Annotated in this window: 10 protein-coding genes, 1 tRNA gene and 1 pseudogene; 5 read left to right on the top strand and 7 right to left on the bottom strand. The window is 76.8% G+C overall.

The genetic code is table 11. From position 1 onward, the window contains the following. Positions 1-167 precede the first annotated feature (167 nt). The gene (locus ACF1AK_RS24595; protein ID WP_391500989.1) at positions 168-818 is read left to right on the top strand and encodes a histidine phosphatase family protein; all 651 of its coding nucleotides are present in this window, start codon (positions 168-170) and stop codon (positions 816-818) included. Between the two features lie 27 nt (positions 819-845). On the opposite strand, the gene ACF1AK_RS24590 is transcribed toward ACF1AK_RS24595, so the two are convergent. Further along, positions 846-2,495 carry a tetratricopeptide repeat protein gene (locus ACF1AK_RS24590; RefSeq protein WP_391500988.1) on the bottom strand — a complete coding sequence of 550 codons (1,650 nt, stop codon included), beginning with the start codon at positions 2,493-2,495 and terminating at the stop codon, positions 846-848. A gap of 371 nt (positions 2,496-2,866) precedes the next feature. Here ACF1AK_RS24590 and ACF1AK_RS24585 point away from each other — a divergent pair, with 371 nt between their 5' ends. The 3 genes from ACF1AK_RS24585 (at position 2,867) to ACF1AK_RS24575 (ending at position 4,914) form a co-directional block, all read left to right on the top strand. Then, a complete protein-coding gene (locus ACF1AK_RS24585) occupies positions 2,867-3,361 on the top strand; it encodes a hypothetical protein (RefSeq protein ID WP_391500987.1) in 495 nt (164 codons plus the stop codon). Positions 3,362-3,462: 101 nt separating this feature from the next. Further along, the gene (locus ACF1AK_RS24580) at positions 3,463-4,395 is read left to right on the top strand and encodes a spermidine synthase (RefSeq protein ID WP_391500986.1); all 933 of its coding nucleotides are present in this window, start codon (positions 3,463-3,465) and stop codon (positions 4,393-4,395) included. Between the two features lie 54 nt (positions 4,396-4,449). Then, entirely contained in the window at positions 4,450-4,914 is a 465-nt protein-coding gene (locus ACF1AK_RS24575; protein WP_391500985.1) for a GNAT family N-acetyltransferase, read from the top strand. 77 nt (positions 4,915-4,991) lie between these two features. On the opposite strand, the gene ACF1AK_RS24570 is transcribed toward ACF1AK_RS24575, so the two are convergent. The 6 genes and pseudogenes from ACF1AK_RS24570 to ACF1AK_RS24545 all read right to left on the bottom strand — a co-directional run bounded on the left by ACF1AK_RS24570 (position 4,992) and on the right by ACF1AK_RS24545 (position 11,805). Beyond that, on the bottom strand, positions 4,992-5,795 hold the full coding sequence (locus ACF1AK_RS24570; RefSeq protein ID WP_391500984.1) for a hypothetical protein: 804 nt from the start codon (positions 5,793-5,795) through the stop codon (positions 4,992-4,994). 227 nt (positions 5,796-6,022) lie between these two features. Continuing rightward, positions 6,023-6,469 (bottom strand): DUF4442 domain-containing protein, encoded by a 447-nt coding sequence (locus tag ACF1AK_RS24565; RefSeq protein WP_391500983.1) that lies wholly within the window; start codon positions 6,467-6,469, stop codon positions 6,023-6,025. A gap of 180 nt (positions 6,470-6,649) precedes the next feature. Further along, positions 6,650-6,725 (bottom strand) — tRNA-His (locus ACF1AK_RS24560). 125 nt (positions 6,726-6,850) lie between these two features. Continuing rightward, the gene (gene orn, locus ACF1AK_RS24555; RefSeq protein ID WP_391500982.1) at positions 6,851-7,453 is read right to left on the bottom strand and encodes an oligoribonuclease; all 603 of its coding nucleotides are present in this window, start codon (positions 7,451-7,453) and stop codon (positions 6,851-6,853) included. 721 nt (positions 7,454-8,174) lie between these two features. Beyond that, a pseudogene (locus ACF1AK_RS24550) lies at positions 8,175-9,177 on the bottom strand (helix-turn-helix domain-containing protein); the annotation flags it as partial. 1,488 nt (positions 9,178-10,665) lie between these two features. Further along, positions 10,666-11,805, bottom strand: a complete 1,140-nt coding sequence (locus ACF1AK_RS24545) for an HAD-IA family hydrolase (RefSeq protein WP_391500981.1) — start codon at positions 11,803-11,805, stop codon at positions 10,666-10,668. Positions 11,806-12,512: 707 nt separating this feature from the next. On the opposite strand from ACF1AK_RS24545, the gene ACF1AK_RS24540 reads away from it, so the two are divergent. Beyond that, entirely contained in the window at positions 12,513-12,992 is a 480-nt protein-coding gene (locus ACF1AK_RS24540) for a universal stress protein (RefSeq protein WP_391501147.1), read from the top strand. Positions 12,993-13,282 lie beyond the last annotated feature (290 nt).

Here is a 13,282-nt window from a genome sequence, read left to right as displayed (position 1 = left end):
CGGACGGGGGCGTTGGCGGCGAATGCGCAGGTGCCTGACCCGCCGGCGGACGGAGCCCGGGATCGTGGGCGTTCCGCCGGTGGGGGATCATGGAGACCGGTGCCGGCCGGCGAGGCCGACCGCCGCCACCGCCCCGACGGCACCGCCCGAGCACGAGGAGCCTGCCCATGCCCGCCCGCATCCTGCTGGTCCGCCACGGCGAGACCGACTGGTCGGCCACCGGCCGCCACACCGGCCGCACCGACATCCCGCTGACCGAGGAGGGCCGGGCGATGGCCCGGGCGCTCGGCACCCGGCTCGCCGGGGCGCCCTGGAACGGCCTGCCCGGCGCCCGCGTCCTGACCAGCCCGCTCGGCCGCGCCCGGGAGACCTGCGAGCTGGCCGGCTTCGGCGACCGGGCCGTGGAGCGCCCCGAACTCCTGGAGTGGGACTACGGCCGCTACGAGGGCCGCACCGGCGCCGACATCCGCGCCACCGACCGGCCCGGCTGGCTGATCTGGCGCGACGGCGTCCCCGGCGGCGAGAAGCTCTCCGAGGTCGCCGCCCGGGTCGACGCGCTGCTCGCCGACCTCAACGCCGAGCACGGCGTGCCGGACCCGGACACCACGGTCATGCACTGCGCCGACCGCGACGTGCTGCTCTTCGCCCACGGCCACCTGCTGCGCATCCTGACCGCCCGCTGGCTCGGCCTGCCGCCCGAGTACGCCCAGCGCTTCAAGCTCGGCACCGCCGCGCTGTGCGTCCTGTCCTGGGAGTACGGCGCCCCGGCGGTCGAGCTGTGGAACGACCAGGGCCACCTGGAGACGCTGACGCACTGACCCGGGCCGCCGGCCGTCCGCGCAGGTTCAGGCGGCCGTCGTTGCCGCGCCGTACTCGGCCAGGAACCGCCCCACCTCCGGCACCCGCCGGTGCTCCCCGAGCCGCTGCGCGGTGTCGGCGAGCATGGAGCGGATCCGGGCCGAGCGGACGTCGCCGAACAGCGCGACGGCGGCCGACCCGTGCTCGGCCGCGCCCGCCAGGTCGCCCCGCCCGAGCCGGTCGTGGGCGAGCTCGGCGGTGTAGAGCACCCGGTTGCGCACGAAGTGCGGCTGCTGGAGCGCCATGGCCAGCCGGGCGTGCTCGCTGGCCCGGTCCCAGTCCCCGAGCGCGGACCAGCACTGGGCCTGCAGCCCGGCGAGTTCGGCGTCGCCGAAGAACGACATCCACTCCGGGTCCGTCTCGCGGGGGCCCTGGTCGAACAGCCCGCGGGCCCGGCCGATCGCCCGCTCGCAGGCACCGCGGTCGCGCAGCAGCGCCCAGCCGCCCGCCTCACGCATCGTCAGCAGGGCGAGCAGCCGCGGGGAGGCGAGGTGACGGGCCGCGGACTGCCCGGCCTGGGCGGCGCGCAGTGCCTCGCGGGGGCGCCCGGCGTCCCGGGCGAGGAAGGCGCTGTTGGAGAAGACATGCGCCTCCAGCGCGGGATCGCCGGCCATCCGCGCGGTGGCCAGTGCCTCCGCGTAGTACGAGCGGGCGTCCCCGAGCCGGTTCGAGTCGTGCGCCAACCAGCCGACCGAGATGGCCAGTTCGCCGGCCCCGGCCTGGAGTCTGCGCTCGGTGTCGGTGGAGTACTCGCAGGCGTCGAGCAGCAGATAGGCCTCCCGCAGGGAGCGGCCGGCCTGTTCGAACAGGGCGTCGCCGCCGTGCGCGTCGTCGGCCAGCCGGATGTCCCGGACGGCCTGCTCCACGCCGAGGACCTCGGCCGCGCCGACCTTGCGGGGCGGCGGCACGGGGAAGGGACGGCCGGGGACCACGGCGCCGGGCGGCGCCGGAAGGACGGCCGCGCCGTGGGGGGCGGCGGCCGCGGCGGCCCCGCCGGGCAGGTCGAGGCCGATCACGGAGGCCAGCGCGGCAGAGCCGCCGGCCAGGAAGGTACGGCGACGCACGTCGTCGTTCTCCTCGTCACAGGGGTGCGGTTCGTCGGACCCCCGGGGTGCCGTCGCGAACCTCGGCACCGGGACCCCGACCGGTGGGGGTGGTTCCGCGTACGGCGAGGCAGCGTACGGGAGCCGGGTGGCGAGCGGCGAGCGGGGGACGGGCAGCGGCGGGAACGCCGGATGGAGTGGTGGTGGCGCCCCGTCGCCCCGCGGACCGCCCCCCGCGGCGCCCGCGCCGCCCGTGCCATCCGCGCCGCCCGCGCCCCCGCCGCCGTCCGCGCCCCCGCCGCCGTCCGCCGGGCGGCGGCGCAGCGCGGTGCGGGGGACGAAGCCGAGGTCGGTGAGCGAGCGATTCGGCCACATGTGCCGGAACACCCGCTCGTAGGCGTAGTTGGGACAGCGGATCTCGCCCGACTCGACCCGCCCGACGTACCGGGCGTCGCAGGAGACGTGCTCGCCGATCTCACGGGCCGCCCGGCGCACCGCCATGGCGAACTCGCCCGGCGAGCGGTCGCCGCGCAGCGCGCGCATCGCGGTGTTGGGTGACGGGCGGTTCGGCTCGGCCGGTGGGGTGGCTGCCATGGTGCGCTCCGTGATGGTGCGGGTGGTGGTGCGGGGTCGGGCGGCGGCGGGGCGGCGGGCCGCCCCGCCGCGCGTGGGGCCGGTGGGTCCCGGCGGGCGGCCGGGTGCGGCACGACAGTACCGGGAGTCACCGGACGGACACAGCGGGTTCGCGGGCGATGTGCCGTCAATCCGGGGCAAACGGGGCAAAGTTCCCGGGATCCGCCATGAAATGCCATGGCTTGCTGTAAAGCGCCCCGTGGCCTGCGGAACGGACCCGGCGTTGTCCTGGTACACGGAAGCCCCCGCCGCCGTCCCCCCTGCCGCGCCCCTGGCGGCACCCCCACCCGGGCGGAACGGCTTCCGGTCCCGACGAGGTGACAGGAGGGCCCATGCCGGCCACAGGAGTACCGCAGTTCCGCCGCCTGGCCGTCGGCGGGGTGCTCGACGGAGCCGCCCCCGCCCTGCTGCCCGAGTCGGCCGACGACCGCGACCCCGGCCGGTCCCCGTCCGGCGGCGGCCCCGCCCCCCGCCCGCGCGCCGACACCGTGCTCGTCGCCGCCTTCGACACCGTGACGGTCGCCCTGCGCCACGGCCTGGAGGCGGTCGACATCCTGCGGCTGCGCCGGGCCTGCGGCGCCGTGCTGCAGAGCAGCAACGGCGCCACCGTCTCCTTCCTCGTCCCGGCCGGGACCTCGGCCTCCTGGCACCTGCCCGGCAGCTCCTGTACCGCCGGCGCCCCCCTGCCGCCCGCCACCGACCCGCGCTGGGTGATGCCCCCCGCCGGCGCCGACCGCGCCACCCGCCCCACCGACCCCTGGGTGCTGCGCTCGGCCCTCTGCGAGGCCGCCTGCACCCTCGCCGCCGGCGGCCTCGGCCCGGCCTGACCGCCGGCCCTGCCCGGCCCCGCCTCCGCCTCCGCCCCCGCTCTCGCCCTCGCCCTCGCTGAGCTGCGGGGTTCCGCCGTGTGGCGGTGATAATCGGGGGCATGGGACGAAGCAACCGGGCCGGCCGCACCGCGGACCGCAGCCGCACCACCGCCGAGAGCGGCCCGCCCGCCGCCACCGGCCCCGGCGGGCGCACCCACGCCCAGGGCCCGCTCACCCGCCCCGTCGACTCCGGCCTCGCCGAGCTGCGCCCCGACCGTGACCGCCCGCACGCCTGGTCGCTGCTGATCGACGGCGCCCCGCAGTCCCTGGTCGACCTCGCCGACCCCGCCCACCTGGGCTTCGAGTACCAGCGCCGGCTCGGCCACCTGGTCGACCTGGTGGCCCCGCCCGGCCGGCCGCTCACCGTCCTGCACCTCGGCGGGGGCGCCCTCACCCTGGCCCGCTACGTCGCCGCCACCCGCCCCCGCTCGCGCCAGCAGGTCGCCGAGATCGACACCGCGCTCACCGAACTGGTCCGCGCCGAACTCCCGCTGGAGCGCGGCTGGCAGGTCAAGGTGCGCGGCGCGGACGCCCGCGGCGTGCTGGAGCGCACCCCGCAGGGCAGCGTCGACCTGGTGATCGCCGACGTCTTCTCCGGCGCCCGGGTGCCCGCCCACTGCACCACCGTCGAGTTCACGGCGCTGGCCGCCCGGGCGCTCGCCCCCGGCGGCTGGTACGCCGTCAACATCGCCGACGGCTCCGCCCTGCCGTTCGCCCGCTCCCAGGTGGCCACCCTCGGCGCGGTCTTCCCCGAACTCTGCCTGGTCGCCGACCCGGCGGTGCTGCGCGGCAAGCGCTTCGGCAACCTCGTCCTGGCCGCCGCGCACACCCCGCTCCCCCTGGCCGAACTGACCCGCCGGGCGGCCTCCGACGCCTCCCACGGCCGGGTCGAACACGGCCGCGCCCTCGCCGGCTTCGCCGCCGGCGCCGTCCCGGCCACCGACGCCACCGCCACCCCGTCCCCGGCCCCGCCCCCGGGGGTCTTCCGCTAGCTTCGGTGCACCGGGGCCGGATCCCGGAGGACCCGACGAGGAGGAGCACCCACCATGCTGATCCGACCGGCCCGGCCGGACGAGGCGGCGGCGCTCAGCGCCCTCGCCCTGCGCTCCAAGGCGCACTGGGGCTACGACGCGGCGTTCATCGAGGCCTGCCGGGCCGAACTCACCCTCCATCCGGACCGGATCGGCCCCGACCGCACGGCCGTCGCCGAGGACGACGGCCGGGTGCTGGGATTCGTCACCCTCACCGGGACGCCCCCGGAGGGCGAACTGGGCATGCTCTTCGTCGAACCGGCCGTCATCGGGCGGGGCGTCGGCCGCCGCCTGATGGAGCACCTGCGGGCCGAGGCGACCGCCCTCGGCTTCGCCCGGATCACCTTCGGGGCCGACCCGAACGCCGAGCCCTTCTACCTGGCCATGGGCGCGGTCCGCACCGGCACCACCCCCTCCGGGTCCGTCGCCGGCCGCGAACTTCCCCTGCTCACCCTGCACTTGTCCACCCCCGGCCGCTGATCCCCGCCTCCCGGTCCCCGTCCCGTGGTCCTGCCCCGTGGCCCACGCCCTGCGCCCCGGGTCCGGCCCGGCGCCGCTCAGTGCCCCTTCGGCAGGCCCCGGTGCTTGTACATCGCGGCGCCGGTCAGCAGCAGCCCGGCCGCGATCGGGGCGAGGACGGCGGTGGCGGTGCCCGCGGTGTCGTGGGCGACCGTGACGGCGGCCGTCCTGGCCGCGGTCCCGGCGACCGGGGCCGTCCCGCCGGCCGCCGGGACCGCGGGCGCGGCCGCCGCACGCTCCCGTCCGGCCGCCGGGCCCTCGGACCGTCCGGCCGGCAGCCCGTTCCCGCTGCCCGCCGGGGCCGGACGCCCGCTGCCGGGCCGTGGGGGCCGGTCCGGCGCGACCGGCGGCGGGGGCGGTGCGGCCGGGCCGTGCGGTGCGCCGGCGGGCCGCGCCGGCCGGGCGTCGTCGGTCCGGGCGGAACCGCCGGACATCCCGACGGGCCTCTCCTCGCCGGCCGCGGGCGCCTCGGCCGGGCGGGCCCGGTCGGCCGAGGCGCCCAGCAGTCCGGAGGCGATCGCGAACGCGTCCGGCACGGCGGCCCGCTGTCCCGGCAGGGGCAGGCCGCCGGCCCTGATCAGGTCCTGGAGCGCCCGGCCGATCGAGCCGGCCGCGGCGGCCGGCTCCAGGGCCAGGACGTCCGCGGCGACCTCCGGGACGGCGCCGGTGAGCCCGTCCAGCAGTTCCGCGGAGGGGTCCGGTCCGGGCTGCTCCGCCGTCCCGCCGGGCGCCGCCGCCCCGCCGGTCAGGGCCCGGCCGACACTGCGACCGGCCGGTTCCGGGAGGGTGTCGGCGCCGGCCGCGCAGGTGACCGGAGCGCCGAACCCCCACAGCTGCGCCACGAGCGCCCCGCCCGCCGCGACGGCCCGCGGCCGGGGCAGCCACCGCCGGGCCCCGCACCGCCCGCCGCCGACGGTCCGTCGGTCGGGCTCCGGCCCCCTGGTCGCGTGTTTGGCTCGCACGTGAATCGACAACGAGCGGGCGGACCGGGAGGACACGGGCGCCGTCACGGACAGTCATCGGGGGCCTTGCCCGGTCCGGCCGGCGCGGACCGTCCGCCCCGCCCCGCTCAGGAGTGGGGGCGCAGCGTCCAGACGACCGTCATGACGCCGGTCACCGCGCCGTCGGCGCGGGTGATCTCGACGGTCACCGGGAACTCCGGGCGCTCGCCCCGGTCGAGCTCCGCGACGATGTCGGCGGCCGGCCGGCCGAGCACGGCGGTGGCCGTGACTGCGCCCATGGCGAGCTTCTTGTAGGCGATCTCGGCGCTCACCGCGAGCGGCACCGCGCGCGAGAGCTGGTCACCGAAGGCGCCCAGCACGATGCAGCCGCTGGCCGACTCGGCCAGGGTGAACATCGCACCGGCGTGCGGTCCGCCCACGTGGTTGTGGTACTCGGGCTGGTCGGGCAGCCGGAGCACGGCGCGCTCCGGGGTGGTCTCCAGGTATTCGAGCTTGAGGGTCCGGGCCATCGGGACGGTGGAGTCGAGCAGCTGGCCGATCGAAGCAGTGGTCATGGCGGCAACGTTACTAGCCAGTAGCTTCCGGTGGCAGACCCGGACCGGGACGAACGCGTGAGACGCGGACCACGGTGCGACCTGCGCCACACCCCACCGCCGCCCGGCCGCCGCCGATGTGAGGGAACGCGAAAAAGCCCGAGGGGCCGGTCCCTTGACGAGACCGGCCCCTCGGGTCGATGGGGTGAGTGACGGGACTCGAACCCGCGACCACCTGGACCACAACCAGGTGCTCTACCAACTGAGCTACACCCACCATCTGTCCGGACCGCTTCCGCCTTTCGGCATCCCCGCTCCGACAAGAAGAACTCTACAGGATCCGGAAGGGTGCTCGCGCCAGGCTTTTCCTTCCCCCGCGCGAGCACCTCCGGCGCCCCGGGCTCAGCCCGCCGGGGCCTGGTACTTCTCGGCGATCGCCCGCGCGGTGTCGGTGTCCGGCCCGGGCTGCGGGACGAACACCGCCTCGCGGTAGTAGCGCAGTTCGTCGATGCTCTCGCGGATGTCGGCGAGCGCCCGGTGGTTCCCGCCCTTCTGCGGGCTGTTGTAGTACGCCTTCGGGTACCAGCGCCGGGCCAGCTCCTTGATCGAGGAGACGTCCACGATCCGGTAGTGGAGGTGGCTCTCCAGCGCGGGCATGTCCCGGCTCAGGAACCCGCGGTCGGTGGCCACCGAGTTCCCGCACAGCGGCGCGCGCCCGGCCTCCGGCACGTGCTCGCGCACGTACGCGAGGACCAGCGCCTCCGCCTCGGCCAGCGTGACCCCGTGCTCCAGCTCGTCCAGCAGCCCGGAGGAGGTGTGCATCGTCCGCACCACCTCGGGCATGTTCGCCAGCGCCTCGGCGGGCGGGCGGACGATGACGTCCACGCCCTCGCCGAGGATGTTCAGCTCCGAGTCCGTCACCAGCACCGCGACCTCGACCAGGGCGTCCCGGTCGAGGTCGAGGCCTGTCATTTCACAGTCGATCCATACCAAACGGTCATTCACACAACTCACCCTACGGCGCGATCACGCGCCGCGGGCACCGCGGGAGCCGAGCGCGGCGCCGGGGCGCGGCCCTCGGACCCGTGCTCGTCCTGGGCGTGACCGTCCCCCTCCCGGGCGTCCCGGCCGGGGTGACCGGCGGGGTGCGCCGGGCGGGCGTCCCGTCCGGCGCGGCCCTCGCGGGGCTCCCTGGCCTCCGCCGCGGCGCCCCGGCCGGCCTGCGGACGCAGCTGGCCCGCCCGGGCCTGCCGGGCCCGGACCTCCGACGCCCCGTCCTGCGGCCGGTCGGCCACGCTCCGGTGCCCTTGGCCCTGGCCGCGCGCACCCGGCTGCGGGACCCCGTCCTCGGCGGCGGCGTGCTCCGCCGTCCTGGGCGGACGGCCCGCGCCGGGCCCGGGCTGCGCCGGGACCATCGACGGGCGCGCCGGACCGCGGCCGGTCCCCGGCTGCCCGGGGTGCGACGGATGGCCGGCCTGCTGGTGCGGGTACGGCTGCCCGGCCCGCGCGTGGACGCCCGGCCCGGACGGCTGCCCGTGCTGGCCCGGATGTGCGGCACCCGGCCCGCCCGGGAACCCCGGGACGGCCGTCTGCCCGTGCCCGGCCGGCCCGCCGTGGCCGCCGTGCTGGCCCGGCACCGACCCGGCACCCGCTGCGGCAGTGGGCGACGCGACCGCTCCGGCCGTCCGCAGGTCGCCGCCCGCCGACGGAGCCGACGCCGCGGCCGCCGCCCCGGGCCGCCGGGCCCGGTAGCTCGTCCGGTACGCGGCCGGCGAGACCCCCAGCTGGCGCCGGAAGTGCCCGCGCAGCGCCACCGGCGACCGGAAGCCGCACCGGCGCGCGACGTCGTCCACCGACAGCTCCGAGGTTTCCAGCAGCCGCTGCGCCTGCAGCACCCGCTGGGTGATCAGCCACTGCAGCGGGGCGCTGCCGGTGAGCGTGCGGAACCGCCGGTCGAAGGTCCGCCGGCTCATGTAGGCGCGGGCCGCCAGCACCTCGACGTCGAACTGCTGGTTGAGGTTCTCCAGCGCCCAGGTGACCACCTCGGCGAGCGGGTCGTTGCCGATCTCCTCGGGTAAAGACTGATCGATGTACTGGGCCTGTCCGCCGCCGCTGCGACGGCTCGGCACCACCAGCCGGCGGGCGAGCGCGTTGGCGGCCTCGGCGCCGTGGTCGCTGCGCACCACGTGCAGGCACAGGTCGATGCCGGCGGCGGTGCCGGCCGAGGTGAGCACGTCGCCGTCGTCGACGAACAGTTCGCGCGGGTCGACGTGCACCCGCGGGTAGCGCTTGGCCAGGGTGGGCGCGTACATCCAGTGGGTGGTCGCCGGGCGGCCGTCCAGCAAACCGGCGGCGGCGAGCACGAACGCTCCGGTGCACAGGCCGATGATCCGCGCGCCCTCGTGGTGCGCCTTGCGCAGTGCGGTGATCGCCTCGACCGGCGGCGGCTGGGAGATCGAGCGCCAGGCCGGGACGACGATGGTGCCGGCCCGGGCCAGCGCCTCCAGCCCGTACGGGGCGGAGAGGGTGAGGCCGCCGGTGGTGGCGAGCGGGCCCTCCTCGCCGGCACAGACCAGCAGGCGGTAACGCGGCACCCCGGCGTCCTGGCGGTCGACGCCGAAGACCGAGAGCGGGATCGAGCTCTCGAAGATCGGTGCGCCGCCGAAGATCAGGACGGCGACGGTCTCCCGGCGGCGGCGGCCGGAGAGCTTGCGGGGCGCGGCGGCCATCACGGGTGTCGAGGAGCCGTTGAGGCCGGCGGATCCGCCGTGGCCGCCGGGACCGCCGGGGCCGTGCATCGCCGGACCGTGGCCGCCGGCACCGTGCCCGACGGCGCCGAGGCCGAGCGTTCCGGCGGGGAGTCCGCCGGCGGACACGGGGCCGGACAGCCCGGGGAGGGCGGGTCCGAGGCCGTTGCCGGGGGCACCCGGGCCGAAGGCGGTGGCGGACGGTCCGGCGGCGAAGGCCGGGAACCCGTCCGGTCCGGAATGGCCGCCCGGGTGCCCCCCGGAATGGCCGGTAACCGACGCTCCGACCCGGCCGTCCGCGCCGCCGCCGTACCCGCCGGAATGGCTGACGGCCGGTCGGCTGACGGGGCGTCCGCCGTGTTCCGGGGCCGCCGGGAAGGCCGGGTTCCCCGCGCCCGGTGGGGCGCCCGAGCCGGCCGGGGTTCCCGGTGCCGACGGGACTCCCGGGGCGGACAGGGCCGCAGGGGAATAGGAGGGGTACGAGGCGGTGCCGGAGTGACGGGTGTTGGCGGTGGAGGCCTGGGAGCCGGCGCTTCTCGCGGAACGACCCGCGATGCCGGCCACGGCCTGGCCGCTGTCAGGACCCGCGTCGCTCCTGCTCACCCTGCTCAAGGCGCTCAAGCCCCCTCGGTGGTGTGGTGTGGTGGTGCGGCACTGCTAGCCAAGATCGAATCTATCGGGTGGACCGTTGCCGTTGTGACAAGTTCACCATCCGACGCTATGTCGACATGGCAATTTGGCGTGATGCATTCGATCACGAAGCGTGGCAGCCGTCGACCCTTCTGGGAAGGGGGCCGGGGCAACGGTGGCTGGTTGTCGCGGGACGGGTCCTGGGGCGTCCGGCTCCGAGGTGCCCGGCCGGTGCGCCTGGGCTGCGGATTTGCCCAAGGGCGGGGGAGCCGCGCCAGATTGACTGAAAATAGACGGTGCACGCGAGGGCGCACGGCCGCATGGCGTGCGCCTCCCAGGCTTCATCCGGCCAGTGCCGGAGCTCGGGGACGGTGCTCGGCGGCCTCGGGCCGCCGTTCTCCCACGGAGATCCCCGGCCGGCCCTAACCGGCCAAGGGCGGTGCTCGGCGCCCCTGGGCGCGGGCCCCGGCCCTGGCCGGGACGGCCGGCGGACCGTCGTGCCGCGCCGGCAGGAGGGGCATGACGCTGCGGGCGGAGCCCGAACGGGCGGCGCTGCGCCCGGAACTGACGACGCCGCGGGCGGCGACATGGTTGCACGATGAACGACTCGGATCCGAACGGTGCGACCACGTCCGCGCGCCGAGGTCCCTGCGCGGCCGCGCTGCTGACGGAGGGTGAGACGGCGGGGCCACTGCTGGATGCGTCGGCCGGCCCGTCGTCGGCCGTCGCCCGGGACGCCGGAGGCGAGGGCCGCGTACCGCGGGCACCGTGCCCGCGGTACGCGGCCGCCCGGCTTTCGCACGGGCCCGGTCCGAGGTCTGCTGTCCGGTCCGAGGCCCGCTACCCGGCCCGGGCCGGCCGGTGGGGCGCCGCGAAGTCCGGCCGCACCGGGAGTGCGGCCAGGGGTTCCGCCGGCATGGGGCGGGTGGCGGCATCCCCGGCAAACCCGTCGGACCGGTTTCGGACAGTCTGTCCCGCCTCGGCGGCCGTGGAAGCACTGCCGGTGGTGTGCGCGGTCGAAGGCGCGTGCCCGCCCTCGGCGGCGTACGGCCGGAGCGGGGCGCCGTCGCGCAGGCTGCCCTGCGCCGCCGCCCGCCGCTCCGCGCCGGGGCCGGACTGCGCCCCGATCGCGCCCGTTCCGCAGATCGCCCCGGGGACGGTTGCCGCTCGGACACCGGCGAGCCCGCGTTCACGGGGGCGCGGAAAGCCCGCGCCACCCGCCGGCCCCGCCAGGCGCGCGAGCGTCACGCCGCCGCCGACGGGGCGGCGCGCAGCGGGAGGGGCTCCCGCGCGGGCCTCCCGCCGGGGCGCCGGAGCACCGCGGGCGGCCAGCACCTGGCCGACGGCCTCCGGCAGGCCGGCCGCCTTGAACGTCGGCCGGTAGGCGGGCTCGGCCCACGGGCGGCCGTGGTGGAGCCAGACGCTGCGCAACCCGGCCAGCTCGGCACCGGCGATGTCCGCGGGGGCGTGGTCGCCGATCATCCAGGTGTGCGCGGCCCAGTCCCCGGTGGGTGTGACGCCGCAGCGCCGGGCCGCGATCTCGAAGATCAACGGGTCGGGCTTGAGGCAGTCGGCCTCCTCGGAGATCACCCAGCCGTCGACCATCGGCCCGAGGCCGGTGCGGCGGATCTTCTCCAGCTGGGGGCCGGTGCTGCCGTTGCTGACGATGCCGAGCGTCCACCCGGCCGCGCGCGCCGCCCGCAGCGCGTCGATGTTGCGCGCCGGACAGGTGATGTAGGCGTTGATGCCGTGCCGGTAGTGGGCGAGCAGCCGGTCGAGCGACTCGTCGAGGCCGTAGCGGCGCCGGGCGGCGGACAGTACGGTGCTGCGCGGTACGTAGCCGCCGCCGTCGATGGTGACGAGCCAGTCGACGTCTGCGGGCGGCAGCGCCCGTTCGGTCAGAAAATCCTGAGCCCAGGCCCGGAATGCGGCGTCCCTGGGGAGCAGCGTGTTGTCGAGGTCGAGCAGGAGCAGGGGCATGCCTCGCATGGTGCCAGCGCCCAGGCCTATGCACCTGGCAAATGCCAGAGGGCGTCCCGAACCGGTGCCCCTTGGCTGAAACGGGTGCCGGGCCGGGGGTGCACCGCCCGCCCCACCGGTCTCCTCGCTGCTCGGCTCACTACCCGGTGACCGTCCGCAACGGATCGTCATCGATCCATGACAGTCCGGTCACGGTGTCCCGGAGAGCTGTTGCGCCACCCGGTCCGCTCAGTCAAGCTCCAGGGAACCTCCAACGCCGGAGGGGCGCTCCCGCGCCCGGGCGGGGCGCGCCGACGCGGCGCGCGCATCCCTCGTTCGTGGGAAGAGTGCCGCCCCGGGGCCGCGCGGCTGGGCTGCGTGTCCGGCCCGTCGTACTCTGAAAGGAACAGGTCACAAACGGTGGTGCTCGGCGCAGACCGACGTCTTCCCGTGGGCGGGCCTGCCGCGCGGGCAGCGTTGTCCTCTCCTGTCGGCCCATCTCCTTCGAAGAGCCTTGTGCCATGGCTGGTTCTGAGCCCTCCCTACCGGTGGAACCGGACGAGGACGCCCGGGGTGGTGGCCTCACCCGCCCCCTTCGCCACCTCGTGCGCCGGGGCCGCTCCGGCCCAGGCTCCCGCCAGCGGCGGGACGACCGGCACTCCGATGGTCCGGAGCCCCCGGTGACGGGCCGGCCGGGACCGGGCGCCGAGCGTCCGAGCGCCTCCGACCTGCCCGGCGCGGCGGGCGAGCCGGTGGTCCGCGAGGCCCCCGCCGAGTCCTGCGACCCCGCCTTCCAGCACGGCGTGGTGGTCGGCTTCGACGGCTCGCTGTCCAGTGAGCGGGCGCTCGCCTACGCGGTGGGCATGGCCCGCCGCTCCCAGTGCGGCCTGGTGATCGTGCACGTGGCCAACCGCCTGCCCGCCACCGTCTGGGCGGGCTGCGAGCCGCCGGTCTTCGTCGATCTCCCCGACCACCGGACAGAGGTGCTCGGTCTGGAACTCGCCTGCGCGGACTTCCTGGCCGGGGTGCCCTGGATCCTGGTCGAGCGGGGCGGCGACATCTGCCACGAGATCGAGGAGGTCGGCCGAGAGTTCGCCGCCGACGCGATTGTGGTCGGCACGACCCACGGCCTGCTCGGCAAGATCTTCGGCACGGTCTCCGGCCGTCTCGCCCGCCGCGCCAACCGCCCGGTGATCGTCATCCCCTGACGGCCGGTCCGGTCCGGTCCGGGCCGGGCCCGCCGGCCCCGGCCGTCGCAAGTCGTCCGGCTCCTCACCCGGAGTGGAGGGCGTCCGGCCGTGCCACCGAGGTGACAGTGGAGCGTTCCGGGCGACGAGCGCACGCTGGATCCGCTGAGCCTCCCTTGGCCTCGACGTGGATGACGTGGATGACGTGGAGCACGGTGCCGTCCCGATGGCGCTTGGAGCGGCCGAACAGTCCGACCGCGACCTCCGGACGTTCCTCAGCCCCATCGGGGCCGAGACAGTGAGGACGTCGG

Origin of the sequence: Kitasatospora sp. NPDC015120, from assembly GCF_043080305.1 — a bacterium.
GTDB lineage: Bacteria > Actinomycetota > Actinomycetes > Streptomycetales > Streptomycetaceae > Kitasatospora.
The sequence above is the reverse complement of the archived record's forward strand: the minus strand, read 5'-3'. Positions and strand labels throughout refer to the sequence as shown.

Bases quoted from the DNA above. Each gene is read 5' to 3' on its own strand.
- ACF1AK_RS24595 (WP_391500989.1), top strand. From the start codon at position 168: ATGCCCGCCCGCATCCTGCTGGTCCGCCACGGCGAGACCGACTGGTCG.
- ACF1AK_RS24590 (WP_391500988.1), bottom strand. From the start codon at position 2,495: ATGGCAGCCACCCCACCGGCCGAGCCGAACCGCCCGTCACCCAACACC.
- ACF1AK_RS24585 (WP_391500987.1), top strand. From the start codon at position 2,867: ATGCCGGCCACAGGAGTACCGCAGTTCCGCCGCCTGGCCGTCGGCGGG.
- ACF1AK_RS24580 (WP_391500986.1), top strand. From the start codon at position 3,463: ATGGGACGAAGCAACCGGGCCGGCCGCACCGCGGACCGCAGCCGCACC.
- ACF1AK_RS24575 (WP_391500985.1), top strand. From the start codon at position 4,450: ATGCTGATCCGACCGGCCCGGCCGGACGAGGCGGCGGCGCTCAGCGCC.
- ACF1AK_RS24565 (WP_391500983.1), bottom strand. From the start codon at position 6,469: ATGACCACTGCTTCGATCGGCCAGCTGCTCGACTCCACCGTCCCGATG.
- ACF1AK_RS24545 (WP_391500981.1), bottom strand. From the start codon at position 11,805: ATGCCCCTGCTCCTGCTCGACCTCGACAACACGCTGCTCCCCAGGGAC.